The organism is Flavobacterium sp., from assembly GCF_036782315.1.
Classification (GTDB): Bacteria; Bacteroidota; Bacteroidia; order Flavobacteriales; family Flavobacteriaceae; genus Flavobacterium.
Genome location: NZ_DAIPZK010000001.1, coordinates 254,134 through 280,171 on the forward strand (window position 1 = coordinate 254,134; position 26,038 = coordinate 280,171).

25 protein-coding genes are annotated in these 26,038 nt (G+C 33.3%); 14 read left to right on the plus strand and 11 right to left on the minus strand.

All coding sequences use genetic code 11. The features are described from left to right. Positions 1-5 precede the first annotated feature (5 nt). On the plus strand, positions 6-1,043 hold the full coding sequence (locus V7P59_RS01100) for a glycosyltransferase family 9 protein (protein ID WP_333807831.1): 1,038 nt from the start codon (positions 6-8) through the stop codon (positions 1,041-1,043). A 40-nt stretch (positions 1,044-1,083) separates the two neighbouring features. Here V7P59_RS01100 and V7P59_RS01105 read toward each other — a convergent pair whose 3' ends face one another. The 3 genes from V7P59_RS01105 to V7P59_RS01115 form a co-directional block, all read right to left on the minus strand. Then, a complete protein-coding gene (locus V7P59_RS01105; protein ID WP_333807833.1) occupies positions 1,084-2,136 on the minus strand; it encodes a ferredoxin--NADP reductase in 1,053 nt (350 codons plus the stop codon). A gap of 49 nt (positions 2,137-2,185) precedes the next feature. Next, positions 2,186-2,698 (minus strand): acyl-CoA thioesterase, encoded by a 513-nt coding sequence (locus V7P59_RS01110; protein ID WP_333807835.1) that lies wholly within the window; start codon positions 2,696-2,698, stop codon positions 2,186-2,188. Positions 2,699-2,796: 98 nt separating this feature from the next. Next, positions 2,797-3,738, minus strand: a complete 942-nt coding sequence (locus V7P59_RS01115; RefSeq protein ID WP_333807837.1) for an SPOR domain-containing protein — start codon at positions 3,736-3,738, stop codon at positions 2,797-2,799. 274 nt (positions 3,739-4,012) lie between these two features. On the opposite strand from V7P59_RS01115, the gene dprA reads away from it, so the two are divergent. Continuing rightward, complete coding sequence (dprA, locus tag V7P59_RS01120; RefSeq protein ID WP_333807838.1) at positions 4,013-5,116, plus strand: DNA-processing protein DprA; 1,104 nt, start codon at positions 4,013-4,015, stop codon at positions 5,114-5,116. A 42-nt stretch (positions 5,117-5,158) separates the two neighbouring features. Then, entirely contained in the window at positions 5,159-5,806 is a 648-nt protein-coding gene (locus tag V7P59_RS01125) for a hypothetical protein (protein WP_333807839.1), read from the plus strand. Between the two features lie 85 nt (positions 5,807-5,891). On the opposite strand, the gene trpS is transcribed toward V7P59_RS01125, so the two are convergent. Next, the gene (gene trpS, locus V7P59_RS01130; RefSeq protein WP_333807840.1) at positions 5,892-6,860 is read right to left on the minus strand and encodes a tryptophan--tRNA ligase; all 969 of its coding nucleotides are present in this window, start codon (positions 6,858-6,860) and stop codon (positions 5,892-5,894) included. Positions 6,861-7,009: 149 nt separating this feature from the next. Between trpS and V7P59_RS01135 the strand changes: the two genes are divergently transcribed. Then, complete coding sequence (locus V7P59_RS01135) at positions 7,010-7,750, plus strand: lysophospholipid acyltransferase family protein (RefSeq protein WP_333807841.1); 741 nt, start codon at positions 7,010-7,012, stop codon at positions 7,748-7,750. Between the two features lie 90 nt (positions 7,751-7,840). Here V7P59_RS01135 and V7P59_RS01140 read toward each other — a convergent pair whose 3' ends face one another. The 4 genes from V7P59_RS01140 to recA all read right to left on the minus strand — a co-directional run bounded on the left by V7P59_RS01140 (position 7,841) and on the right by recA (position 11,543). Next, on the minus strand, positions 7,841-9,487 hold the full coding sequence (locus tag V7P59_RS01140; RefSeq protein ID WP_333807842.1) for a hypothetical protein: 1,647 nt from the start codon (positions 9,485-9,487) through the stop codon (positions 7,841-7,843). Continuing rightward, a complete protein-coding gene (locus tag V7P59_RS01145) occupies positions 9,484-10,026 on the minus strand; it encodes an RNA polymerase sigma factor (protein ID WP_333807844.1) in 543 nt (180 codons plus the stop codon). The genes V7P59_RS01140 and V7P59_RS01145 overlap by 4 nt, the downstream gene beginning before the upstream one ends. A gap of 12 nt (positions 10,027-10,038) precedes the next feature. Then, entirely contained in the window at positions 10,039-10,341 is a 303-nt protein-coding gene (locus V7P59_RS01150; protein WP_333807846.1) for a hypothetical protein, read from the minus strand. A gap of 197 nt (positions 10,342-10,538) precedes the next feature. Continuing rightward, positions 10,539-11,543, minus strand: coding sequence for a recombinase RecA (gene recA, locus V7P59_RS01155; RefSeq protein WP_333807848.1), 1,005 nt, complete (start codon positions 11,541-11,543; stop codon positions 10,539-10,541). Between the two features lie 195 nt (positions 11,544-11,738). Here recA and trhO point away from each other — a divergent pair, with 195 nt between their 5' ends. The 10 genes from trhO to V7P59_RS01205 all read left to right on the plus strand — a co-directional run bounded on the left by trhO (position 11,739) and on the right by V7P59_RS01205 (position 22,193). Then, positions 11,739-13,097: an oxygen-dependent tRNA uridine(34) hydroxylase TrhO gene (gene trhO / locus V7P59_RS01160; protein ID WP_333807850.1), complete on the plus strand. Its 1,359-nt coding sequence runs from the start codon at positions 11,739-11,741 to the stop codon at positions 13,095-13,097. Then, complete coding sequence (locus V7P59_RS01165; protein ID WP_333807851.1) at positions 13,097-14,338, plus strand: peptidase U32 family protein; 1,242 nt, start codon at positions 13,097-13,099, stop codon at positions 14,336-14,338. Before trhO ends, V7P59_RS01165 begins: the two co-directional genes overlap by 1 nt. Beyond that, on the plus strand, positions 14,338-14,568 hold the full coding sequence (locus V7P59_RS01170) for a ferredoxin (RefSeq protein WP_026725596.1): 231 nt from the start codon (positions 14,338-14,340) through the stop codon (positions 14,566-14,568). Before V7P59_RS01165 ends, V7P59_RS01170 begins: the two co-directional genes overlap by 1 nt. Positions 14,569-14,746: 178 nt before the next feature. After that, a complete protein-coding gene (locus V7P59_RS01175; protein WP_333807859.1) occupies positions 14,747-15,910 on the plus strand; it encodes a PSP1 domain-containing protein in 1,164 nt (387 codons plus the stop codon). After that, positions 15,891-16,388: a gliding motility lipoprotein GldH gene (locus tag V7P59_RS01180; protein ID WP_333807860.1), complete on the plus strand. Its 498-nt coding sequence runs from the start codon at positions 15,891-15,893 to the stop codon at positions 16,386-16,388. The genes V7P59_RS01175 and V7P59_RS01180 overlap by 20 nt, the downstream gene beginning before the upstream one ends. 1 nt (position 16,389) lies before the next feature. Further along, entirely contained in the window at positions 16,390-18,681 is a 2,292-nt protein-coding gene (locus tag V7P59_RS01185; protein WP_333807861.1) for a penicillin-binding protein 1A, read from the plus strand. A gap of 14 nt (positions 18,682-18,695) precedes the next feature. Continuing rightward, a complete protein-coding gene (locus V7P59_RS01190; RefSeq protein ID WP_333807864.1) occupies positions 18,696-19,394 on the plus strand; it encodes a CoA transferase subunit A in 699 nt (232 codons plus the stop codon). A 94-nt stretch (positions 19,395-19,488) separates the two neighbouring features. After that, positions 19,489-20,148, plus strand: a complete 660-nt coding sequence (locus tag V7P59_RS01195) for a CoA transferase subunit B (protein ID WP_333807866.1) — start codon at positions 19,489-19,491, stop codon at positions 20,146-20,148. 71 nt (positions 20,149-20,219) lie between these two features. Next, a complete protein-coding gene (locus V7P59_RS01200) occupies positions 20,220-21,386 on the plus strand; it encodes a class I SAM-dependent rRNA methyltransferase (protein ID WP_333807868.1) in 1,167 nt (388 codons plus the stop codon). 189 nt (positions 21,387-21,575) lie between these two features. Further along, positions 21,576-22,193 (plus strand): hypothetical protein, encoded by a 618-nt coding sequence (locus V7P59_RS01205; protein WP_333807870.1) that lies wholly within the window; start codon positions 21,576-21,578, stop codon positions 22,191-22,193. 63 nt (positions 22,194-22,256) lie between these two features. Here the strand turns inward: V7P59_RS01205 and V7P59_RS01210 are convergent, their stop codons facing one another. From V7P59_RS01210 to V7P59_RS01220, 3 genes are all read right to left on the minus strand, one after another. Continuing rightward, positions 22,257-23,858 (minus strand): fumarate hydratase, encoded by a 1,602-nt coding sequence (locus V7P59_RS01210; RefSeq protein ID WP_333807872.1) that lies wholly within the window; start codon positions 23,856-23,858, stop codon positions 22,257-22,259. Between the two features lie 78 nt (positions 23,859-23,936). Then, entirely contained in the window at positions 23,937-24,485 is a 549-nt protein-coding gene (locus V7P59_RS01215) for a transposase (protein WP_333807874.1), read from the minus strand. A 53-nt stretch (positions 24,486-24,538) separates the two neighbouring features. Beyond that, entirely contained in the window at positions 24,539-25,978 is a 1,440-nt protein-coding gene (locus tag V7P59_RS01220; RefSeq protein WP_333807876.1) for a nucleoside recognition domain-containing protein, read from the minus strand. Between the last annotated feature and the right edge of the window lie 60 nt (positions 25,979-26,038).

Sequence of the window (26,038 nt, forward strand, 5' to 3'; positions counted from 1 at the left end):
ATTTGATGTCTAAACCAAAACACATATTGGTAATAAGGCTCTCAGCCATGGGTGATGTTGCAATGACAGTTCCTGTGTTGAGAGCCTTAGTTTTGCAATACCCTGAAGTAAAAATCACAGTAGTTTCCCGACCTTTTTTTCAACCTTTTTTTGATGGAATTCCCAATGTGAATTTCTTTGGAGTGGATTTGAAAGAACGTCACAAAGGTTTCTTAGGTTTGCTCCGATTATTTTCTGATTTACGAAAATTGCATATTGATGCAGTTGCCGATTTACATAATGTTCTTCGCTCTAAAGTTGTTCGAACGTTATTCGCTTTAAGCGGAAAAAAAGTTGCAGCAACCGATAAAGGAAGAACCGAAAAGAAAGCGTTAACCAGTTTGACCAACAAAGTTTTTGAACCAGTAAAACCAATGGTTGAAAGACATGTAGATACATTCAACCAACTTGGGTTTTCAATTGATTTAAAGAATCCGCATTTTCCAGAAAAAGCTAATTTATCACAAGAAATCCTATCAATAACAGGAGCTAAAAATCAAAATTGGATTGGAATTGCGCCTTTTGCGCAATATGAAAGTAAAGTGTATCCAATCGATTTGATGCAAGAAGTAATTGATGGTTTAGCTGAAAATAAAAACAATAAAATCTTCTTATTTGGAGGCGGCGAGAAAGAAATTCAGTTGCTAAATCAATTACAAAGGCAACATGAAAATGTAATCGTTTTGGCTGGAAAACTAAAATTTAAACAAGAATTAGAAGTCATTTCTAATTTAGACATTATGCTTTCCATGGATTCAGGAAATGCGCATATTGCTGCTATGTTGGGCGTAAAAGTCATTACACTTTGGGGAGCAACGCATCCATATGCGGGTTTCAAACCGTTCAATCAACCTGATGATTTTTGTTTAATTTCGGACAGAGAGAAATTTCCTTTATTACCAACATCAATATACGGAAATAAAAAAGTAGAAGGTTATGAGAATGTGATGCGGACGATTTTACCAACTCAAGTTATTGAAAAAATAAATTCCAATCTTACCTAGATAAAATTGGAATTTGGAATTTTTTTATTGGAATTTCTAACTACACATCATCAAAATCAATCTTTATCGTAGCTGTTGTTGGATGTGCTTGACAAGCCAATGTTAATCCTTCTGCTAGTTCTGCATCGGATAAAATTTGGTTCTTTTTCAAGACTGCTTCTCCTTCTGTAATTCTACAAATACAACTGCTACAAATACCACCTTGACAAGAATACGGCACATCTAAACCTTGTTTCAACGCCGCTTCTAATAAAGTTTGTTTTTGACTCATTTCGAAAGTTGTTTCTTCGTCATCTACTAAAATTGATATTTTGGTATGACCATCAGCGCTAACAACAGCTTCTCCTTCATTTGATGAGGTAGAGAACAATTCGAATTTAATATCAGAGTCGGAAATATTGTTTTCTTTTAATGTATTGGAAACCAGATTAATCATTTCTTCTGGTCCGCATAAATAGAATTTTGAAAACTCCATTTCGGCATGTTTGTTTTTCAAGATGAAGTTTACCGTTGATTTATCAATTCGACCAAACAAAGCGTTATCAGTTGTTGATTGACTGTAAACATATTGTACAAACAAACGACCAACATATTGTAATTGCAAATCATGTAATTGGTTGTGGAAAATGGTATCTTTTTCGGATTTGTTTCCGTAAACCAGCACAAAAGTACTGTTTGGCTCTTCTTCTAAAACCGATTTTAAGATTGAAAATACAGGTGTAATTCCGCTTCCAGCTACAAAAGCTGCGTAATTTTTCTGACGTTCTGCTTTTGGTTCGAAAGTGAATTTTCCTTCAGGAGTTCCTACTTCGATTACGTTTCCAACGGCTAATTTTTCATTGGCAAACTTAGAGAAGAATCCGTTTTTTACGGCTTTAACAGCAATTCGTAATTCGCCACTTTTTGGAGAAGAACATATCGAGTAGGCTCTTCTAATTTCTTGTCCGTCAAGCGTGATTTTTAAGTTTACATATTGTCCAGCAACGAATTGGTAATACGATTTTAATTCGTCGGGAACATTAAAAAGAATCGAAACCGCATCTGCCGTTTCTTTGATGATTTCTTTAATGCTTAATTTATAAAATGATGACATGTGATTTATTTTTTACAAAAATAAAAAAAAGAACCCGAAGGTTCTTAATTTATTCCATAAACAACGCTTTTAATTCCGTTGCTTCGCTTGGTTTCATTTTTCCAGCTAAGACTAAGCTTAGTTGTTTTCTTCTTAATGCTGCGGCAAATCGTTCTTTTTCTAAATCGGTTTCAGGTACAATTGGTGGAACAGGAACTGGTCTTCCGGTTTCATCAACGGCAACAAAAGTATAAATAGCTTCGTTAGCTTTATTTTTAATTCCCGATTCTCTGTCTTCAATCCAAACATCAATAAAGATTTCCATAGAAGTGTTGAATGTTCTGGAAACTTTAGATTCAACAGTTACTACACTTCCCAAAGGAATAGCTCTGTTAAACGCCACGTGATTCACAGATGCCGTTACACAAATTCTACGTGAGTGTCTTCTAGCGGTAATACTAGCTGCTCTGTCCATACGAGCAAGCAATTCACCACCAAATAAATTGTTCAATGGATTCGTTTCACCTGGTAAAACTAAGTCGGTTAAAGTCGTTACCGATTCTGAAGGAAATTTTGGTTGCATTGTTTTTTTTGCAAAGATAATGAGGAATTCGCTAATTAAATGCAAAAAAAAATCCCAAAATTGGGATTTCAATAATTATTACGCAAAGTGTTAAAAATTTATTCGATTAATAACCATGCTTCTGCATTGTGCGATTTTTGGATGTTTTTTCTTTCAATTTGTGCTTCGTTTAAATTTTTGAAACTACCATAAACCACAGGATATAAGTTGTGTTTGTTCATTGGAAGCATCTTAGCCTTTTCAAAACCAGCTGCTTTCAATTCGGCGATAGCTTTGTTTGCATTTTCTTCACTTCTATAAGCACCAGCCACTAAATGATAAGGCATTTTTTCTTCAATAGGAGCAGCTACACTTAATTCAACCGCTTCAACTGGAGCGCTAATTACAAAGGTTGCTTGTTGAATTTGTTGTTGTACTTTCTCTTGTACGTTTTTTTGAACGGCTAATGTTTGATTTTCAATTTGTTGATTATTATAAGCTATATAACCAACACCACCAGCGCCCAACATCGTTACAAAAACAGCGGCATATTTTAAATACGAGTAATCTTTCTTTCTTTCAGGAGTAAAAATAATCGGAGCCTTTTCTTCTAAAGCCTCTACTTCTTGTTTTAAGACTTCTCTTGTAATTTCTGGAGAAACAAAAGGGGTCAAACCAAACGAATCCGTTAAATAATTTATCGTATTAGCTGGTTCAAAAACCCAATTCATTTCATTGTTCACTGAAATTTCGCCAATGTTTTTCAACACCACACGATTACGGTTTTGCAACAAATACGTCCATTCGTTCACTACATCACCAATTTTGATTACGGCTAATTCGTAGGACATTTTTTCTTGTAATGCCACATGATTCGCTAATAAACCATCATTGTTTTTTACATTCGCATTAAACGAAACCACTTTTTTAGGTGGAAAAAACGAACTTGCGCTTCCAGTAACGTGAGCGGACACAGTTTCGGTTAAAAACGCACCAAAGCCAGGAACAGTAACGCACTGATAACGATATAATAAGTCGGATATGTGTTTTTCTATCTGCATAACAACAAAGTTAGATAATCAATAGCAATATCAAAATTTTATCAACAAAAATTATTAACAATTGCGATTTTTACTATAAACAATTGGAAATAAAGTGTTTGTAATTTTTGTCATCCTGAGCTTGTCGAAGGGCTGCTGTCCGCTCTACACGGTGCCGCTCCCATCAGTCCCGAAACTTCGGGATAGATAGCATTCCATTTTCTTTTTTTGGATTATTGCTAAAAAGAACTATTTTTGTTCTTCAATTATACGCCAAATAAATTTTATACACGCCATGACACAGTCAGAATTATACCACACGCTTGCGTTGATGCAAGTGGAAGGAGTAGGAGATGTAATCGCAAAAAAACTCATACAACATTGCGGAAACGCAGCAGAAGTCTTCGCTTCAAAAAAATCTCAACTTCAAAAAATTGACGGCATTGGTTCGGTTGTAATTAAAAATTTACAAGATAAATCCGTTTTTGCCAAAGCGGAAGCCGAACTTCAATTCATTGCGCAAGAAAATATTTCCACTACTTATTTTCAAGAAGAAAACTATCCCGAACGATTAAAAAACTGCTATGACAGTCCCGTACTTTTATTCCAAGCGGGAAATATCGATTTAGAAAACAAAAGAATCATTAGTATTGTTGGTACGCGTCAAATTACGACTTACGGCATGGGATTTACTAAGAAATTGATTGAAGAAATTTCACCATTAAATCCAATAATTGTTAGTGGTTTTGCTTACGGCGTGGATATTTATGCCCATCAAATGGCGATGGATTGTGGTTTGCAAACGATTGGAGTTTTAGCACATGGTTTGAATCAAATTTATCCGAAAACCCACAAAAAGTACATGGCAAAAATGGAACAAAATGGCGGCTTTTTAACCGAATTTTGGAGCACCAGCAATCCAGACAAAGAAAATTTCATCAAACGAAATCGCATTGTTGCTGGCATTAGCGAAGCTACCATTGTAATTGAAAGTGCTGAAAGAGGCGGTTCATTAGTCACGGCTAATTTAGCCAACGATTACAACCGAGAGGTTTTCGCTGTTCCAGGAAGAACAACGGATAAATACAGTCAAGGGTGTAATAATTTGATTAAAACACAACGTGCTAATTTGCTTACTTCAGCAGCAGATTTGGTCTATATTTTGAATTGGGAGTTGCAACGTGAATCTCAAAAAGCGGTACAAAAACAATTGTTCATTACCTTAACCGATGAAGAACAAATTATTTACGATTACCTTCAAAAAACCGGAAAAGAAATGATGGACATTATCGCCTTAGAATGTGATTTTCCCATTTATCGAATTTCTTCCATTTTGTTAAATATGGAATTAAAAGGAGTGATTAGACCTTTGCCGGGTAAGATGTTTGAGTTGGTTTGATTTTTTGGCTTATTTTTTGATTGAAATTCCTAAATTTAAAACATGAAAAAAGCACTTAGCATTATAACGATAGTTTTGTTTTTATTCTCTTGTACCGAGAAAGAAAAAACCTATGAAGAATTAGAAGCAGAAGTTTTATGTGATGTTTTGCCAGATGTAATTCCCGAAATTGGAAGTTTATTTATTCCACCACCTCCACCAATGCCAGATAGTCTTCAAAATGAAAATTATTCAAATTTTTCTAATGAAGAATTTTTTAATTTAGTTAATGAAGAAAAAGAAAATATTAAAAAGTTAGCCAACCAAAAAAATAAATATAGAATCGGAATTATTGATACTCTAAGAAAAATTCATTTTAGTTATTATAAAAAAGAGTTTCCAAAACATTTTAATGATTTTATACCAATTTTTGATTCACTTGATTTAAGGCAAGTAAATAAAAATGAAGTTAAAAATTCAACCTTATTAATTAATCTTTATGGTTCAAAATTTTTACCCCATATTACAAGTAATCATAATCATGATGAACATACCATAGTTTCAATTTCAAGAGTAGTTATCAATGATAAAAAAAACAAAGCATTTTTTAATTTAACTAAAGGAGGTTGTATTCCATATACTTTTAAAATAATTTCGATTAGAAAAAACAACAAATGGATTTTAAAAGGAATAATTAAGGATGATTATTAGATATTGATCGAACTTTTACTTGATAAAAAACCTCAAAATTTAGCCTTCTAAACTTTGAGGTTTTTTTATTGAACTTTGAGTTTTCTTAGTAACCCAACTTTTCTCTCACTCTTTTCAAAACACCATTCGCTACAGCACTTGCTTTTGCGGCCCCTTCCAATAATAATTTATCTACTTCTTCTAAGTTGTTGATGTAGTAATTGTATTTTTCTCTTTCGGTTCTGAATTTCTCAACGATTAATTCAAACAATTCTTGTTTAGCGTGACCGTAGCCGTAATTTCCAACTAAATAGTTGGCTTTCATTACTTCCGTTTGTTCGGGTGTTGCTAACAATTTGTATAAAGCAAAACAATTACAAGTATCTGGATTTTTTGGATCTTCTAATGGCGTGCTATCGGTTTGAATTCCCATAATTTGTTTGCGAAGTGCTTTATCGTCCACAAAAATATTAATGAAATTGTTTCTCGATTTACTCATTTTTTGTCCGTCTGTTCCAGGAACATACATGGTTTCTTCGCTTGTTTTTCCTTCTGGTAAAACAAAGGTTTCTCCCATTTGATGATTAAATCTTGAAGCAACGTCTCTTGTAATTTCTATATGTTGTAATTGGTCTTTTCCAACTGGAACAATATTGGCATCATACAATAAAATATCGGCCGCCATTAGCATTGGATAGGTAAACAATCCGGCATTTACATCTTCTAATCTATCTGCTTTGTCTTTGAACGAATGTGCTAATGTTAAACGTTGGAACGGAAAAAAACAGCTCAAATACCAAGACAATTCTGCTGTTTGAGGCACATCAGATTGACGATAAAAAATTACTTTATCGGTATTTAATCCACAAGCTAGCCAAGTTGCCGCCGTACTGTAGGTGTTTTGTCTTAATTCTGCACCATTTTTGATTTGCGTAATCGAATGCAAATCGGCAATAAAAAGAAACGATTGGTTATCAGGATTCTCAGCCATTTTAATTGCTGGTAAAATTGCTCCTAATAAATTACCTAAGTGAGGTGTTCCTGTACTTTGGACTCCAGTTAAGATTTTTGCCATTTTTATTTTTTAAACGCAAAGTTATTCACAAAGCTTTGCCTATTTTTAAATTAGTATTCTGAAATGCAAATGTAAAGTAAAAACCGAAAAGTAAAAAGAGATAGATTTTATATAAATGATTACTTTTGGAAAACAAATAAAGTTGCTTAATGAGATTTTTAAAATATCCACTCACGTTTTTATATCGTATTTGGTTTTACCTTTTGGTTTTGGTTCCAATTATTGTATTATTTCCATTCATTTTAGGTACAATCTTAAGCGAAAAAACCTACCCCTTATTTTTTAGAATTGCACGTCTTTGGGCAAAATTCATTTTAATTGGAATGGGATTCCATTACAAAATAGTTGGTGATGAAGTTTTTGAAGATGGAAAAAGTTATATGTTAGTAGCCAATCATACTTCGATGACGGATATTATGTTGATGTTGATTGCGGTTAAAAATCACCCATTTGTTTTTGTTGGAAAGAAAGAATTGGCTAAGATTCCGGTTTTTGGATTTATTTATAAACGTGTGTGCATTTTGGTAGATAGAAGCAGTAGTAAAAGTAGGTATGCCGTTTTTGAACGTGCACAAAAAAGAATTCATCAAGGATTGAGCATTTGTATTTTCCCAGAAGGTGGTGTTCCTGAAGAACATATTGTGTTAGATGATTTTAAAGATGGTGCTTTTAGAATTGCCATAGAACATCAATTACCAATCGTTCCAATGGTTTTTTTTGATAATAAAAAGCGTTTTTCTTATACTTTTTTCAGTGGAAGCCCAGGTAAAATGCGAGCTAAAATTTTCCCGATAATTGAAACCAAAGGAAAAACTTTAGAAGATAAAAACACTTTAAAACTCCAAGTAAGAGAAATCATTTTACAACCATTGTTAGAAGATTTAAAATAAAAAAGTCCAAACGCATTTGGACTTTTTCAGTTTCATTTTAACTAAAAAACGAAACAACTTAACTAAAAACTTAAGCTTAACCAACAAAGCTTAAAAATTAAAGCTAACTCCGGAGTACAAACCTATAAAATAAGGTTTGAAATTTCCGGAGTTTTCACTAAATGTATTGATTTGGTATTTAAACATAGGTTGGAAATTAGCATTAAAGCTTTTCCAAAAATTATATTTAAAACCCAAACCGACATTGCTACTAAAATGTATATTGTTTAGATTGTTTGCTTCGCCAATAACAATTTCTTGACCATTTGAAATTAAAGAAACGGAATTATTATTTAAAAATAAGGTGCTGAATCCACCTATGATTTCAATTCCAAATTTTCTGTCCAAAATTTTATATCCTAATTCTAAAGGAACTTCTACATAACTAATTTGTTGATTAATAGAGCCATCAAATTTATTTAGTAGATTTCCAGTTACAGCTATAAAGTTCCCATTATCTTCTAATTTACTTTCTACATTAATCATTTTCCCTCTAGCATTAGTTGCTACATTCTCAATAGGCTTAGCATTTGTAGCTTGGTAAAAACTAATATCTGATGTGTTATAGTCAAGACTTAAATTGTTAATACCAGATCTTAAAGATAATTTACTATTTATATTATAATTAATTCCAACACCATAACTTACGGTATTGTTATATTCTTTTTGATTCGCATTAAAACGGCTATCTAATGAAGAGCCTTCTGCAATAGAATTAAAATAAACAGGCGATGCGTTTGTACTTATCGCCCATTTACTTCTTTTTTCTTTTTCTTTTTCATCTTCATTTTTCCCAGCCTCTTTTTCTTTTAGCAGTTTTTCTAATGGATTAATTTCAGGCGAAATTTGGGCCACTAGAGTACTATCTTGATTTGTGATATTCTTAGATGAAGCGACAATGACATTTGTAGTGTCGATACCATTCTTATCTTTAGAATCACTATTTATATTTACGTAATTTGTTCCGTTTTGGTTTACAATAAAAAGGGATTCAATAGTATGAGCATTAATTTTCCCGTTTTGATTTGTATTGTTTTTGGAATTCTTAGTTCCCACCAATTTGTCGGATGTATCTTTAGCATCACATACAATAAAATCATTATGTTGAACTAAGGATTCATTTACTGATTTATCTCTTTTTGTTTTATTATTTTTAGTGTTTACAACAATAACAGAGTTTAATTTATAAAATGTATTATTGTTTTTTCTTGCAGCTTTGTTTTTAGGAAAACTAATCTTATTATTTTTAATGTTTGAGTGAGTATTTTTATTTTCGTTTGAAACTACTTTTGTATTTGATTTTTTTGAATTTAAAAGATTATAATCAAATTTTGTATTATTTTTATCTAATGTTTCTTGTTGATTTTTTTCATCAAGTTGTAATGTTTCGTTATTTTCATAAGACAAAATCGAATTTTCATTATCCTTTGTTTTGTTGTCAATTCCTACAACAGTTTCATTACTCTTGTTTAATTGAATTTTATTTTCAGTCGAAGTGAAATTCCAAACTAAAGCTCCTATAATAAAAAATGATGCTGCAATACCAGATAGCTGAAACCAAAATGGCACTACTCTTTTTTTCTTTTTCTTTTCATTTAATCGAGAAGCAATTGTATTCCAAGACCCTTGAGGCGGAGTTACTTCAAAGTCTTTGAATTTTTCTTGGAATAATCGTTCTATATTTTTTTGCTCTTTCATTTTGACTTTTTAATTGAATAGTTGTTATTCGATTCAATTTTTTCTTTTAATATGGCTTTAGCTCTAGCTAAATTTGATTTTGATGTTCCTATGTTGATGCCAAGCATTTCCGCAATTTCTTTATGAGAATAACCATCCATAACGTATAAATTAAAAACCAATCGATATCTATCTGGTAGGGATTGAATAATCTCAGTAAGAAATTCAATAGATAAATTCTCATCATCAATTTCTACATCATCTGTATCTGGAATTTTCTCTGAAATAATTTCGAAAACTCTTTGATTTCTGTATTGCTGTAAAGTGTAATTTATTACAATTCGTTTTGACCAACCTTCAAAAGAACCTATATTTTTATATTGTTTTATTTTATCAAAAATTACTAAAAAACTTTCTTGTAAATTATCTTGTGCTTCCTCATAACTTCTCGAATACTTCAAGCACACAGCAAACAACTTTGGCGCCAATAAGTGATAAAGTTGTTCTTGTGCTTTAGTATTGTTTTTAGTACATTCATTTATGAGTTGCTCTAAAATCAAAATGTATATGTATTAATTAATCACGACTTCCCTAGTTATATATTCATCAACACCTTGATTATTTGTTCCTGTCCAAAATTTAAATGTGTAAGTTTCAACTTCAGTAGGTTTAAAAGGCAATTCTACTTCATATGGACCTTCTTCTGTTGCATCTTCACAATTGTTTTCATTTAGTTTAATAGCTCTAATTGCAACAATTCTTGTATATCCATTTTTTTCGATGAAAATATCATCATATAAATGACAAGTTGTTGGCCTTCTGTATCGTATTTTAATATAATTTACTTCATTTAAATTAAAACCTGTCGCTGGCATTTCCACAGATTCAATCCTTAGTAAAGTATATTCTGATTTGGGTTCATCGTCTAGACTACATGAGCTAAAGACAAACAAAACACTTAATATTAAAAAGAGTTTTTTCATTTTAATAATTGATTTAATTTATAGATTCAAATTTACTGAAAAGGTTGCGTTGGTTTAAAAAAAAATCACGCTCGAGGCGTGATTTAATATTATGCGTTATTTTCTTTTAGAAAATCTTTTATTTTTTGTTCTAATTCATCCATTAATTCTGGATTGTCTTTTATTAAAACTTTTACAGCATCTCTACCTTGACCTAGTTTGGTTTCTCCATAACTGAACCAAGAACCGCTTTTCTTGATGATTTCAAATTCTACAGCTAAATCTAAAATTTCACCTACTTTTGAAATCCCTTCTCCATACATAACATCAAATTCTGCTGTTCTAAATGGAGGGGCTACTTTGTTCTTAACGATTTTAACTTTGGTTCTGTTACCAATTACGTTTTCACCATCTTTGATTTGGGTCGATTTACGAATATCAATACGTACCGAAGCATAAAATTTCAATGCATTACCTCCTGTTGTAGTTTCAGGATTTCCAAACATTACCCCAATTTTATCACGTAATTGGTTAATGAAAAATACTGTACAATTGGTTTTATGAATTGTTCCTGTTAATTTTCTCAAAGCTTGTGACATCAAACGAGCATGTAATCCCATTTTAGAATCTCCCATATCGCCTTCAATTTCGCTTTTTGGAGTTAAAGCCGCAACTGAGTCAACAACAACAATATCAACAGCTCCAGAGCGAATTAAACTCTCAGCAATTTCTAATGCTTGTTCACCATTATCTGGTTGCGAAATAATTAAATTGTCAATATCAACACCTAATTTCTCAGCATAAAAACGATCAAATGCGTGCTCAGCATCAATAAATGCAGCAATTCCACCCGCTTTTTGAGCTTCTGCAATGGCGTGTAATGTTAACGTGGTTTTACCTGACGATTCTGGTCCGTAGATTTCTATGATTCTTCCTCTTGGGTAACCGTTTACTCCAAGAGCCAAATCAACACCTAATGAACCTGACGGAATAGCTTCTACTTCTTCAACAGCGCTATCACCTAATTTCATTACGGTTCCTTTTCCGTACGTTTTGTCAAGTTTGTCTAATGTTAGTTGTAAGGCTTTTAATTTTGCGTCTTTATCTGAGCTCATAATAAAATATTTTTCGTAAAAATACATCTTTTTTTATTCGATACAAAAATTGTTAATATGTTTTGAATTGGTATTAAAGATTTGATTTTTAATCAATTTTATTACCTTTGTGCCCGAATTCTTCCATTTAGAATCCATAACATATTTCTGTACAGACGTGATTAATCGCGTCTCTAACCTTAAAACGTTTATAGCATGCAACTGTATAACACCTTAAGCGCAGAAGAAAGAAAAGAGCTAATTGATTTAGCAGGTAAACAACGATTAACGTTGTCTTTCTATGCGTATGCCAAAATTGAAGATCCTAAAAAATTTCGCGATGATTTATTCGTAGCTTGGAATGCACTCGATGCTCTTGGCCGAATTTACGTTGCTCACGAAGGAATTAACGCTCAAATGAGTGTGCCAGCAGAAAATTTCGAAGCTTTTCGCGAAACTTTAGAAGCCTATGATTTCATGCGTGGCATCCGATTGAATGTTGCCGTAGAGCAAGACGATCATTCTTTTTTAAAATTAACTATTAAAGTACGTCACAAAATTGTAGCTGATGGTTTAAATGACGAAACGTTTGATGTTACCAATAAAGGCGTTCACTTAAACGCTAAAGCATTCAATGAAATTCTTGAAGATCCTAATACAATTGTAGTAGACTTTAGAAACCATTACGAAAGTGAAGTAGGTCATTTCAAAGGAGCTATAACGCCAGATGTGGAAACTTTTAGAGAAAGTTTACCCATCATCAACGAACAATTAAAAGATTTCAAAGAAGATAAAAACTTGGTGATGTATTGCACAGGTGGAATTCGTTGCGAAAAAGCATCTGCCTATTTCAAACATCAAGGTTTTAAAAATGTATTTCAGCTTGAAGGCGGAATCATCAATTATGCGAAACAAATCAAAGAAGAAGGTTTGGAAAGCAAATTCATTGGAAAGAACTTCGTTTTTGATAATCGTTTAGGCGAGAGAATTACTGAAGACATTATTTCGCAATGTCACCAATGTGGAAAACCTTGTGATAATCATACCAATTGCGCTAACGATGGTTGTCATTTATTATTCATTCAATGTGACGATTGTAAAGCCACAATGGAGAATTGTTGTTCTACAGAATGTTTAGAAATTACGCATTTACCATTAGCCGAACAAGTAAAATTGAGAAGCGGTAAACAAGTTGGAAATAAAGTGTTCCGTAAAGGAAAATCAGAAGCTTTGAAATTTAAAAAATCTGGAGAATTACCTGATGCACCAATTGCAACTGTGAATCCTGTTAAAGACATTCGACAAAAAATCAAAGTTAAAAAAGTGATTTTAGGCAAAGCACAACACTACTATGTAAAAGCTCAAGTAGGCCTTTTTGAAATTGAAAATAACGAATTGAATATTGGGGATAAGATTTTAATTTCGGGACCAACAACTGGGAATCAGGAATTGGTAGTTCAAAAAATGTTCGTTAACGGAACAGAAGCCAATCAAGCAAAACCAGGCGACAAAGTAACTTTTGCTTTGCCGTTTAGAGTGCGATTATCTGACAAACTATTTAAAATCCTTACCTAATGACAACTACAGGAAGAATTGAATTAATGGCGCCTGCTGGAAATTTCGAATCGCTTCAAGCAGCATTAGATAATGGATGTGATTCGGTATATTTTGGAGTCGAACAATTAAATATGCGAGCTCGTGCAACGGTGAACTTTGTTTTAGATGATTTACCTGAAATTGCGCGTCGTTGCAACGAAAAAAACGTTAGAACGTATCTAACTTTAAATACGATTATTTACGATCATGATTTATCGATTGTAAAAACACTTTTAGCTAAAGCCAAAGAAGCAGGTATTACAGCCGTGATTGCATCAGACCAAGCGGTGATTATGACAGCTCGTACCATGGGAATTGAAGTTCACATTTCTACCCAATTAAACGTAACAAATATTGAAACGGTAAAATTCTACGCTATGTTTGCCGATACAATTGTGTTGTCTCGCGAGTTGAGTTTACGCCAAGTGAAAAAAATCACAGATGACATCGAAAAAGAACAAATCAAAGGACCAAGTGGTAATTTGGTTGAAATCGAAATCTTTGGTCATGGCGCTTTGTGTATGGCGGTTTCAGGAAAATGTTATTTGAGTTTACATTCGCATAATTCATCTGCCAATCGTGGTGCTTGCAAACAAAATTGTCGTAAAAAGTATACAGTTATTGACCAAGAATCAGGTTTTGAAATTGAAATTGATAACGAATACATGATGTCGCCAAAAGATTTATGTACGTTAGATTTCCTTGACCAAGTAATCGATTCAGGCATCAAAGTTTTAAAAATTGAGGGGCGAGGAAGAGCTGCTGATTATGTAGCAACTGTTATCAAAACGTATCGCGAAGCTATCGATTCCTATTACGAAGGAACTTTTACAAAAGAAAAAATTCAAACTTGGATGGAAGCCTTGGCAACGGTTTACAATCGTGGTTTTTGGAGCGGTTATTATTTGGGACAAAAATTAGGCGAATGGTCTGATAATCCAGGTTCTAATGCGACTCAGAAAAAAGTTTACGTTGGAAAAGGAATGCATTATTTTCCCAAATCAAGCATAGCCGAATTCAAAATTGAAGCTTATGACATTAAAAAAGGCGATAAAATATTAATTACGGGTCCATCAACTGGAGCTCAAGAATTAATTTTAGAAGATTTTTTAGTAAATGATGCTACTTCTGAAAAAGCTACAAAAGGCGATAGTTGTACTTTAAAAGTGCCGTTCCGTATTCGTTTATCGGACAAAATGTATAAAATTGTAGAAAACTAATGGTTGTTGTTACACTTCAAAGAGACAAATGCATTGGTTGCAATTACTGTGTAGAAATGGCGCCAGCACAGTTTCAAATGTCAAAAAAAGACGGAAAATCAGTATTAATTAAATCGGTTGATGCTAAAGGTTTTCACACTTTAAAATCGGCCGACCATACGATTGTTGAAAATTGTGAATTAGCTGCAAAAGCTTGTCCAGTGCATATTATTACCGTAAAAGAAACCTAAATTTTTGTTTTACAATACTATATGAAAACCTATTTCGTTTTACTATGAGATAGGTTTTTTCTTTTTGGTTAACTTCGAGATTGATTTTTGAAAGTTTCCATAAAAAATCAATATCTTTACGCTCAAAAACATTTTAGAAACGTAGTCCAATAAACGGACAATCAACATATATTCAACTATGGCATGTACAAACTGTTCCACGGGTGCTAAAGACGGCACACCTAGAGGATGTAATAATAACGGGACTTGCGGCACCGATAGCTGCAACAAACTTTCGGTTTTCGATTGGTTGTCAAACATGACGTTGCCAGGTGGTCAAGAACCATTTGATGCAGCAGAAATTCGTTTTAAAAACGGAAGAAAAGAATTTTTTAGAAATACAGAAAAGCTAACGTTAGCCATCGGAGATGTTGTGGCTACTGAAGCTTCGCCTGGACACGACATTGGAATTGTAACTTTGACAGGAGAATTAGTAAAAATTCAAATGAAAAAGAAAGGCGAAAATCCCGATAAGGAACTAGCTAAAATCTATAGAAAAGCATCTCAACGCGATATTGATATTTGGACAGAAGCTCGTAATAAAGAAGAATCGGTTCGTATGCGTGCTCGAGAAATTGCTATCAATTTGAAATTAGAAATGAAAATTTCGGATGTAGAATTTCAAGGAGATGGTTCAAAAGCTACGTTTTATTATACGGCAAATGATCGTGTAGATTTCCGTCAATTAATCAAAGAATTTGCACAAGAATTCAAGATTAGAATTGAAATGAAACAAGTAGGTTTCCGTCAAGAAGCGGCTCGTTTAGGAGGAATTGGCTCATGCGGAAGAGAATTATGTTGTTCTACTTGGTTAACCGATTTTAGAAGTGTGAATACTTCGGCAGCGCGTTACCAACAATTATCGTTAAACCCACAAAAATTAGCGGGTCAATGTGGTAAATTAAAATGTTGCTTAAATTATGAATTAGACACCTATTTGGACGCTCTTAAAGATTTTCCAGATATGGATACGAAATTGTATACGGATAAAGGCGATGCTTACTGTCAGAAAGTAGATATTTTCAAAGAAATTATGTGGTTTGCTTATGCCAATGCACCAGCACAATGGTTGGTTTTACCCGTATCAAAAGTAAAAGAAATTGTTGCAATTAATAAAAAGAAAGAGAAAGTAGCTGCCTTAGAAGATTATGTTGTAGAAAGCACTCAAGAAGTAGAGAAAAAATTCGAAAATGTGGTTGGACAAGACAGCTTAACACGTTTTGATCAACCCAAAAAGAAGAAAAATAATAAAAACAAAAAACGTAAACCTTCAAATTTTAAAAATGCACCAAAAAAAGAGTAAATTCATTGGATTACTAATGATAACAATGCTTTTTTTCTCTTGCGATGAAAAGCAATTCTTTAGCGAATACAAAGAGTTAGATGGTTCTTGGAAAAAATCAGACACTTTGCGTTTTACATTTGAACAAAAAGACACAGTGAATCCGTATCACTTGTTTTTAAATGTGAGAAACAATAATGATTATCCGTTTAGCAATATGTATTTGATTGTAACCATGAAAGAGCCTGGACAAAAGCCAACAGTAAAAGTGGATACATTAGAGTACTTAATGGCAAATCCAGATGGAACTTTGCTAGGCGAAGGTTTTTCAGATATAAAGGAAAGCAAATTGTGGTATTTAAAGAATTTTAAATTTAAGAAAGCCGGAAATTATAATGTTGAGGTAGTTCAGGCCGTTAGAGAAACAGGAAAGATTGATGGTGTGTCGGAATTAAAAGGAATCACAGAATTAGGATTAAGAATTGAAAAAATAAAATAGTATGGCTAGTAATAAAGCAAATACAAACGATTTTTCAGCGTATAAAAGAAAATTTTGGCAATTATTTGCCTACGGATTTTTAGGTATAATATTGCTATTCCTATTTGCCTCTTGGGGATTTTTTGGGAAAATGCCTTCGTTTGACGATTTAGAAAATCCAGATTCAAATGTAGCCACCGAAATTATTTCTTCTGATGGGGTGGTGATTGGAAAATTCTTTAAAGAAAACAGAACGCCTGTAAAATATGAAGAATTACCACAACATTTGGTCAAAGCTTTAGTAGCTACAGAAGATGAACGTTTTTACGAACATTCAGGAATTGACGCCAAAGGAACTTTACGTGCCGTTGTTCGTTTAGGTAGAGATGGTGGAGCGAGTACGCTTACTCAACAATTAGCAAAAAACTTATTTCATGGTGAAGGTTCAAAATTTATTTTATTTAGAGTTATTCAAAAAGTAAAAGAATGGATTATCGCCATCCGATTAGAGCGTCAGTATACGAAACAAGAAATAATTGCACTTTACTTAAATCAAGTAGATTTCGTAAATGGAGCTGTTGGAATTCGTTCGGCAGCTAAAATTTACATGAACAAAGAACCAAAAGACTTAACTATTGAAGAATCAGCTTTGTTCGTAGGTATGTTAAAAAACCCTTCATTATACAATCCTAATCGCAAAAAAAGAGCACAATTAGTTTTGGATAGAAGAAACACTGTTTTAGGTCAAATGGTGAAAAATGGCGTAATTTCAGAATCAAAAAAAGCTGAATTGAGCAAACTTCCCATCAAGTTGGATTTTAGACCAGAAAGCCATTCAGAAGGAAGTGCTACTTATTTTAGAGAATACCTAAGAGATTACATGAAAAAATGGGTAAAAGTGCACTTAAAAGAAGATGGAACAGAATACGATTTGTATCGCGATGGTTTAAAAATTTACACTACCATTGATTCTAAAATGCAACAATATGCTGAGGAAGCGGTTTATGAACATCTTAAAAATCTTCAAAAAGAGTTTTTCAAGGGAATGAAAGACAAAGAAAACGCTCCATTTGTTGATATTACACCAGAACAAACCCAACAAATCATGAACCAAGCCATGAAAAATTCTGAGCGTTGGAGAAAAATGGATTTAAATGGAAAAACGGCGGATGAAATTATTAAATCTTTTTCTGTACCCACTAAAATGAAGATTTTTACTTATGATGGAGAAAAAGATACCATCATGACACCAAAAGATTCTATCATTTATTACAAACATATGCTTCAAACTGGTATGATGGCTATGGAACCTAGAACAGGTCATATTAAAGCATGGGTTGGTGGAGTTAATTACAAATATTTCCAATACGATCACGTAGGTCAAGGTGCGAGACAAGTAGGTTCTACCTTTAAGCCATTTGTTTATGCAACTGCTATCGAACAGTTAGGAATGTCGCCATGTGATTCAATTATTGACAGCTATTTTACTATGCCCAAAGGAAAATGGGGTATTGATGCCGATTGGTCTCCAAAAAATTCAGATGGAAATTATAGAGGAACTATTACTTTACAAAAAGCTCTTGCTAATTCGATTAATACGGTTTCGGCTAAATTAATTGATAGAGTTGGTCCACAAGCCGTTGCAGATATGGCAAAAGAATTAGGTATTACTTCAAAAATACCAGTCCAACCCTCAATTGCATTAGGAGCTGTTGATATTACCGTTGAAGAAATGGTAGGTGCCATGAGCACTTTTGCAAATCAAGGAGTTTATGTAAAACCAACGTTTATAATTAAGATTGAAGATAAAAACGGTGTAGTAATTGATCAGCCCACACCAGTAACAAAAGATGTTGTAAACAAAGACGTTGCGTATGCAGTTGTAAAATTAATGGAAGGAGTAACACAATCAGGAACTGGAGCACGATTAAAATGGGGCGGTGGAGGATTCATCCAGTACGATTACAGTTTTGGAAATCCAATTGCAGGAAAAACAGGTACTTCTCAAAATAATTCTGATGGTTGGTTTATTGGGATGGTACCTAATTTAGCAGCAGGAATTTGGGTTGGAAATGAAGATAGAGCAGCACATTTCCGTTCAACTCATATGGGACAAGGCGCAACAACCGCATTACCTATTTGGGGGATTTTCATGAAGAAATGTTATGCAGATAGTGATTTAGATGTGTCAAAAGAACCATTTGAACGCCCAGAAGATTTACAAATAAAAGTAGATTGTTGGACCCCTAAAAAAGCAGCAGATTCAACTGATGTTCCAACAGACGAGCCTAATATGGATGAATTCGGATTATAAACAACAAACTAAATATGATATCGAGAAAAGTAAATAATGTTCAAGAAGCTTTAGAAGGAATTCAAGACGGAATGACAATTATGTTAGGTGGTTTCGGTCTTTGTGGTATTCCTGAAAATAGTATTGCTGAATTAGTTCGTAAAAATGTAACCAATCTAACTTGTATTTCAAACAACGCAGGAGTTGATGATTTCGGATTGGGATTACTATTACAAAAACGCCAAATTAAAAAAATGATTTCTTCGTATGTGGGAGAAAATGCAGAGTTCGAACGTCAAATGCTTTCAGGGGAATTGGAAGTGGAATTAACACCACAAGGAACCTTAGCGGAAAAATGTCGTGCTGCACAAGCCGGAATTCCTGCATTCTTTACGCCAGCAGGTTACGGAACTGAAGTAGCGGAAGGAAAAGAAGTTCGTGAATTTAATGAAAAAATGCACGTTTTAGAACATGCATATAAAGCCGATTTTTCTATCGTAAAAGCTTGGAAAGGAGACGAAGCAGGAAACTTAATTTTCAAAGGAACCGCTCGTAACTTCAATGCACCAATGGCTGGAGCCGCTAAAATTACAATTGCCGAAGTAGAAGAATTAGTACCAGCAGGAACTTTAGATCCAAACGAAATTCACATTCCAGGAATTATGGTAAATCGTATTTTCCAAGGTGAGAAATTTGAAAAAAGAATTGAGCAAAGAACTGTTAGACAAAAATAATTAGCCAATGTGACAATGAGCCAATTAGTCAATAAAAACAATTGACACATTAAAATAGGCACATTGACACATTATCACATTGACACATTATACTATGGCATTAGATAAAAATCAAATCGCAAAAAGAATAGCACAAGAAGTGAAAGACGGTTACTATGTAAACTTAGGAATCGGAATTCCAACTTTAGTTGCCAATTATGTTCGTACGGATATTTCAGTTGAATTTCAATCGGAAAATGGAGTTTTAGGTATGGGCCCATTTCCATTTGAAGGAGAAGAAGATGCTGATATCATCAACGCAGGAAAACAAACCATCACAACTTTACCTGGAGCAAGTTTCTTTGATTCGGCTTTTAGTTTCGGAATGATTCGTGCTCAAAAAGTAGATTTAACGATTTTAGGAGCTATGGAAGTTGCTGAAAACGGAGATATTGCCAATTGGAAAATCCCAGGAAAAATGGTAAAAGGAATGGGTGGTGCAATGGATTTAGTAGCTTCTGCAGAAAATATTATCGTTGCTATGATGCACGTAAATAAAGCGGGAGAATCGAAAATCTTAAAGAAATGTACGCTTCCATTAACAGGTGTTGGTTGTGTGAAAAAAGTCGTTACAGAATTAGCGGTTTTAGAAATTACTTCTAAAGGGTTCAAATTGTTAGAACGTGCGCCAGGTGTTTCAGTAGAAGACATCATCAAAGCAACAGAAGCAGATTTAATCATCGAAGGAGATATTCCGGAAATGAAAATCGATTAATAAAAAGAGTTTATAATTTTAAACCTGACAGCTTTCTTTAACCTGTCAGGTTTTTATATATTTTAAAGAAAATGAGCTTACCAAAAGTAATTTTAAAATCAGGTAAAGAAAAATCTATTCAACGTCGTCACCCATGGATTTTCAGTGGTGCAGTTTATGGCGTGAGTCGCGAAATAAACGATGGCGAAATGGTAGATGTAGTCGATTCGAAAAACAATCATTTAGGAACAGGATATTTTAGTGATAAAGGAAGTATCGTAGTTCGTATTTTGACGTTTGGTGATGAAACTTTTTCTGAAAACTTTTGGAACGAAAAATTATATTCTGCTTGGAATTTACGATTGAAATTATTGAATTTAGAAGTAACCAATGCTTTCCGTGTCATTCATGGTGAAGGCGATGGCATTCCAGGATTAATTATTGATTATTACGATAAAAATTGGGTAATTCAAGCGCATTCTATAGGAATTTATCTTCAAATGCAGCAAATCGCTGAAGCTATAAAATCGAATTTCCAAAACTATTGCGAAACTATCTATTGTAAAAGTTCAGGAACTTTACCGAATAGAGGAACTGATTATTTCTTATTTGGGAATAAAGCAGAAGCGGTTGCGAAAGAGAATAACATTTTGTTTTCGGTAAATTGGGTAGAAGGTCAAAAAACAGGTTTTTTCTTAGACCAACGCGAAAACCGAAAATTACTAGGCGAATTCTCAAAAGGTAAAAAAGTATTAAACACCTTTTGCTACACAGGCGGATTTTCAATTTACGCCATGAGCGCTGGAGCTGAATTGGTAACTTCTGTAGATATTTCTCAAAAAGCGGTGGATTTAGCAGCAAGTAATATGGAATTGAATTACCCCAACGCTAATCACAAAGCTGTGGCTGACGATGTGTTTAACTTCATGAAAGAGCACACACAACAATACGATCTTATTGTTTTAGATCCACCAGCTTTCGCGAAAAGCATCAAAAGTAAACATACGGCAACGCAAGCGTACAAACGTTTAAACATTGCCGGTTTAAAAGCCTTAGCACCAAATGGAATTCTATTCACATTCTCATGTTCGCAAGTTATTGACGATGTTTTATTTTACAACACCGTTGCCGCAGCAGCAATAGAAACCGGAAGAAATATCAGAGTATTACACAAATTAGAACAAGGACCCGATCACCCAACGAATATTTATCACCCAGAAGGTCATTATTTAAAAGGATTGGTGTTGTTTGTGGAGTAGGTTTGAAAGTGTTCAGTGGTCAGTTTTAAGTGATCAGTTTTCACGTTTAGTTTGTCATTCCGAAGGAATCTCATAAAGTTATTTTTATAAATTATGATTAGAATTTTTAGCTTCTTTCTTTTACTCTTTTTTTTGTTTAGTTGTAAACAGAAAACAGAACTATTACATGCTGAATTAAAGTCATTTAATATGAAAGTAGACTTTAAGCTTTTTAGTGATAGTACTTACATTGTGAAAAGCATTTATGAATTTGATTCAATTAAAAACGAAACTTTGGAAGGAAACTTTAAGTTGCTAAATGATACTCTTGTATGTTATGGCGATTTTAGTTTTAATGGATTTATAAGAAATAATTTTATTGAATCTAATAAAGAATATGAAAAATATGAAATAATTAGTTCCAAAATAAATTCAAAACAAATAATTGATTTTAAAAAATTTCCAACTTATACAACTTTTACGTTTGATAAATCAAAAAATTATAATCGTTTTAACGAAACTGCTATTCCATATGAATTAACAGAAAATGATTTGCGTATTATTGACTCTATTTTGCCAATTTGCATGAACCAAACAGATCATTTTAAAGGATTGAGAAATTTGAACAATTACAGTAAACAATGCATTGCAATAAAGAACAAACAAAGTGAAATTGAAGTTTGGATAAAATGTGCTTGTTCAGGAATAGCCAAAGAGACTTTTAAATACTTTATAAGTAACACTTATGACGGAGGACATTGTTTTTTTAATTTAAAAATAAATTTAACTAAAAAAGAATGTTTTGATATTGTAGTAAACAGTTATTAAAAAAACCTGCAAGTCTTTCAACTCACAGGCTATCTTAATACTTAATTCTTGTATCTTAATACTTTACAGATTCATAAAGAAATCATTTCCTTTATCATCCGTAATAATAAACGCTGGGAAATCTTTTACTTCAATTTTTCTTACCGCTTCCATTCCTAATTCTGGGAAATCTACTACTTCAACAGATAAGATATTTTCTTTTGCTAAAATTGCAGCAGGACCACCAATCGAACCTAAATAAAATCCACCGTGTTTTTTACAAGCGTTCATGACGTCTTTACTTCGGTTTCCTTTGGCTAACATAATCATACTTCCGCCAGCGGCTTGGAATTCGTCTACATAAACGTCCATTCTTCCTGCGGTGGTTGGCCCAAAACTTCCTGATGGCATGCCGTCTGGAGTTTTTGCTGGACCTGCGTAATAAACTGGGTGATTTTTGAAATACTCTGGCATTGGTTTTCCAGCGTCTAACAATTCTTTGATTTTGGCATGCGCAATATCACGAGCCACAATCAATGTTCCGTTTAATTTCAAACGTGTTTTGATTGGATATTTTGATAATTCAGCTAAAATTTCAGGCATTGGTTGATTCAAATCAATTTCTACTGCTGGCTCTAAATGTGGAGCGGTTGTCGGTAAAAACTGAGCTGGATTCGTTTCCAATTGTTCTAAGAAAATTCCATCTTTCGTAATTTTTCCTTTAATATTTCTATCTGCCGAACAAGAAACTCCCATTCCAACCGGACAAGAAGCGGCGTGACGTGGTAAGCGAATTACTCGAACATCATGTGTTAAATATTTTCCACCAAATTGCGCTCCAATAGCACTTTCTTGACAAATTTCTTGAACACGTTTTTCCCATTCTAAATCACGAAACGCCTGACCAGCCATGTTTCCAGAAGTTGGAAGATTGTCATAATAACCAGCAGAAGCTTTTTTTACGGCTGCTAAATTTGCCTCAGCTGAAGTTCCACCTATTACGATAGCTAAGTGATAGGGTGGACAAGCTGCTGTTCCCAAATCCATAATGCGTTCGCGAATAAATTCATCTAGCGATTTTTCATTTAAAAGAGATTTTGTTTTTTGATACAAGAATGTCTTGTTAGCTGAACCACCGCCTTTAGCTAAAAATAAAAACTCATACGAGTTCCCTTTTTTTGCATAAATATCAATTTGAGCTGGTAAGTTTGAACCTGAGTTTTTCTCTTCAAACATCGAAATTGGAACAATTTGCGAATAACGAAGATTCTTATTTTGGTAGGTATTGAAAATCCCTTTTGATAACCATTCGCCATCATCTGCACCCGTATAAACATTTTCTCCTTTTTTTGCCATTACTATTGCCGTTCCAGTATCTTGACATGAAGGCAACTGGCCGTCAACAGCAACTGCAGCATTTTGTAACAAGTTATAAGCCACAAAGCGGTCATTATCTGTTGCTTCAGGGTCTTCGATAATGTTTCTTAGTTTTTGTAAATGTGATGAACGCAACATAAACGAAACGTCGTTCATGGCTTCTTGTGCTAATAATTCTAATCCTTTTGGATCCACCACTAAGATTTTTCTATCGCCAAGTTGCTCTACTTTTACGTAATCAGAAGTTAATTTTTTGTATTGTGTATCGTCTTTTAAAATTGGATACGGGTCTTGATATAAAAAGTCCATTGATTGAATATTTTGAAGGGTAAAGTTACGGATTTTTGTTTTTCCAACCTGCAAGGTTTTTAAAACCTTGTAGGTTTTTTATTCAAGCATATGTTTTTCAGATAAAATTTCACTTTTAAAGTCATGGCAATAAATAAAGTTATCTTTAGAATCAAATAATTGAATTACTTCTTCTCTCAACAACTTAGTTGGTTTATCTGAAATTATAGATTGATACGATGAAAACTGAAAACTTTTATAATCCAAATCTAAATGATGCTTCGGATTTAGATGAACATATTGAATCAAGTTTGTCAAATATGCTTCGTTTTCAATTTGAATTCTTTTAAAATGCTTTTCAAATAAACTTCCTGTCCTATTGTTTTGCTTATTAAAAGCTTTTGCATAAGCGTTAAATAAATTTGAAAGTCCTTGGATAATTTCATTTTCATTTACAATTCGAATAATAAAATGAAAGTGGTTGTCCATCAAACAATAAGCAAAAGTTTCTGCTTTATTTTCCAAATGTTTGGAATATAATTTTAAAAAATATCGCTTATTCTCATCAGAATTAAAGATGACTTCACTATTTATACCTCGATTATAAATATGATAAACTCTGTCTTTTCCTAAAACTTCTAACTTCATGATAATTATTAAACACCTACAAGGTTTTGGAAACCTTGCAGGAAATCAACTAGTTAAAAAAACCAACTCGCTACAAAAACGGCTGTAATCACACAGATTAAATCTACTAAAAGCATCATTCCTAATGTATAACGGGTGTTTTTTACGTTGATACTTCCAAAATAAACTGCAATTACATAGAAAGTCGTTTCTGCACTACATTGGAAAATACAGCTTAATCTTCCGGTTAAGGAGTCAGGGCCAAATTGCTTCATCGCATCAATCATAAATCCTCGTGAACCACCTGAACTAAAAGGACGTAACATCGCTACTGGAAGCGAATCGGTGATCTCTTTTGCTACTCCAAGATGCGCAAACAAAAAGGAAATTCCGTTGGCAATAATTTCAAATAAACCACTGTTTCTAAATAAAGAAATCGCCACTAACATTCCCATTACATAAGGAAAAATAGTAACTCCAGTTTTTAATCCGTTGTTAGCACCTGTTACAAACGTATCAAAAATTGTTGTTTTTTGTTCTACAAATTTCTTTTCTTGAATGAAAGAAAAAATCAAAGTTCCACCAATGATTAAGATTAGCAACAATCCAGAAAGATTAGAAGTAAAGTAATTTTTCCCAATTAAATCCAAACTATTTATATAAAATAATAATCCCACGATGGCACCAATCACGCCCATTAAAGCGGCTAATAGAGAAGCGCTTTTGAAATTTACTTTTTGTTTGATTCCTACCAAAATAAAAGCTGCAATTGTTCCAATGAAAGAAGTAATGATACAAGGCAACATCACATCGGCAGGATTAGCAGCGTGTTCTGCAGCTCTATATCCAATAATTGAGGTTGGAATTAAGGTTAAACCGGCAGCATGTAAACACATGAACATGATTTGGGCATCACTTGCTTTGTCTTTGTCAGGATTCAATTCTTGTAAGCTTTGCATGGCTTTTAAACCGAAAGGAGTTGCTGCTGAATCCAATCCTAAAAAGTTAGCAGAGAAGTTCAAGGTCATATAAGAAATCGATTCGTGATTTTTAGGAATCGAAGGAAAAACTTTTGCAAATAGTGGACTTAATTTTTTGGCCAATCTTTCCGAAGCACCAGAAATAATTAGTAATTCCATAATTCCACAAAAGAAAGCTAAGTAAGCAATCAATGGCAAAATTAAATCGAACAAACTGCTTTTGGTCATAGGAAGTAAACCATCTGCTTTTTGTTTTCCGCTGTATATTTTTATAGTTTGTTTGTTATAAACATAAGTTGTATCGGCATCGGCTTCGTTTTTATTTAAGACAAATGTTTTATCCTCTGCTTTTTGTACGCTGTCCTGCACAAATTGAGGCACTTCGTTTAAATATTTTTCACCAATTAAAAGTGGCTCACCTTGTTTTCCATTTAAAACATAATCTATTGAATAATATTGGGATGAAAACAATCCGAAGACAATAAAAAAGATAGATGATATAAATATTACTAACCAAAATCTACTTAAAACCATAAATTATTAATTTTTCGTAAATGTAATATATCTGAATGTGTAAATAAAATTTTTATTTTT

Bases quoted from the DNA above. Each gene is read 5' to 3' on its own strand.
- V7P59_RS01195 (WP_333807866.1), top strand. From the start codon at position 19,489: ATGGCATTAGATAAAAATCAAATCGCAAAAAGAATAGCACAAGAAGTG.
- V7P59_RS01185 (WP_333807861.1), top strand. From the start codon at position 16,390: ATGGCTAGTAATAAAGCAAATACAAACGATTTTTCAGCGTATAAAAGA.
- trhO (WP_333807850.1), top strand. From the start codon at position 11,739: ATGCAACTGTATAACACCTTAAGCGCAGAAGAAAGAAAAGAGCTAATT.
- V7P59_RS01140 (WP_333807842.1), bottom strand. From the start codon at position 9,487: ATGAAAGAGCAAAAAAATATAGAACGATTATTCCAAGAAAAATTCAAA.
- recA (WP_333807848.1), bottom strand. From the start codon at position 11,543: ATGAGCTCAGATAAAGACGCAAAATTAAAAGCCTTACAACTAACATTA.
- V7P59_RS01190 (WP_333807864.1), top strand. From the start codon at position 18,696: ATGATATCGAGAAAAGTAAATAATGTTCAAGAAGCTTTAGAAGGAATT.
- V7P59_RS01100 (WP_333807831.1), top strand. From the start codon at position 6: ATGTCTAAACCAAAACACATATTGGTAATAAGGCTCTCAGCCATGGGT.
- V7P59_RS01135 (WP_333807841.1), top strand. From the start codon at position 7,010: ATGAGATTTTTAAAATATCCACTCACGTTTTTATATCGTATTTGGTTT.
- V7P59_RS01175 (WP_333807859.1), top strand. From the start codon at position 14,747: ATGGCATGTACAAACTGTTCCACGGGTGCTAAAGACGGCACACCTAGA.
- V7P59_RS01200 (WP_333807868.1), top strand. From the start codon at position 20,220: ATGAGCTTACCAAAAGTAATTTTAAAATCAGGTAAAGAAAAATCTATT.
- V7P59_RS01215 (WP_333807874.1), bottom strand. From the start codon at position 24,485: ATGAAGTTAGAAGTTTTAGGAAAAGACAGAGTTTATCATATTTATAAT.
- V7P59_RS01220 (WP_333807876.1), bottom strand. From the start codon at position 25,978: ATGGTTTTAAGTAGATTTTGGTTAGTAATATTTATATCATCTATCTTT.
- V7P59_RS01110 (WP_333807835.1), bottom strand. From the start codon at position 2,698: ATGCAACCAAAATTTCCTTCAGAATCGGTAACGACTTTAACCGACTTA.
- V7P59_RS01170 (WP_026725596.1), top strand. From the start codon at position 14,338: ATGGTTGTTGTTACACTTCAAAGAGACAAATGCATTGGTTGCAATTAC.
- trpS (WP_333807840.1), bottom strand. From the start codon at position 6,860: ATGGCAAAAATCTTAACTGGAGTCCAAAGTACAGGAACACCTCACTTA.
- V7P59_RS01165 (WP_333807851.1), top strand. From the start codon at position 13,097: ATGACAACTACAGGAAGAATTGAATTAATGGCGCCTGCTGGAAATTTC.
- V7P59_RS01180 (WP_333807860.1), top strand. From the start codon at position 15,891: ATGCACCAAAAAAAGAGTAAATTCATTGGATTACTAATGATAACAATG.
- V7P59_RS01105 (WP_333807833.1), bottom strand. From the start codon at position 2,136: ATGTCATCATTTTATAAATTAAGCATTAAAGAAATCATCAAAGAAACG.
- V7P59_RS01205 (WP_333807870.1), top strand. From the start codon at position 21,576: ATGAAAGTAGACTTTAAGCTTTTTAGTGATAGTACTTACATTGTGAAA.
- dprA (WP_333807838.1), top strand. From the start codon at position 4,013: ATGACACAGTCAGAATTATACCACACGCTTGCGTTGATGCAAGTGGAA.
- V7P59_RS01125 (WP_333807839.1), top strand. From the start codon at position 5,159: ATGAAAAAAGCACTTAGCATTATAACGATAGTTTTGTTTTTATTCTCT.
- V7P59_RS01150 (WP_333807846.1), bottom strand. From the start codon at position 10,341: ATGCCAGCGACAGGTTTTAATTTAAATGAAGTAAATTATATTAAAATA.
- V7P59_RS01210 (WP_333807872.1), bottom strand. From the start codon at position 23,858: ATGGACTTTTTATATCAAGACCCGTATCCAATTTTAAAAGACGATACA.
- V7P59_RS01115 (WP_333807837.1), bottom strand. From the start codon at position 3,738: ATGCAGATAGAAAAACACATATCCGACTTATTATATCGTTATCAGTGC.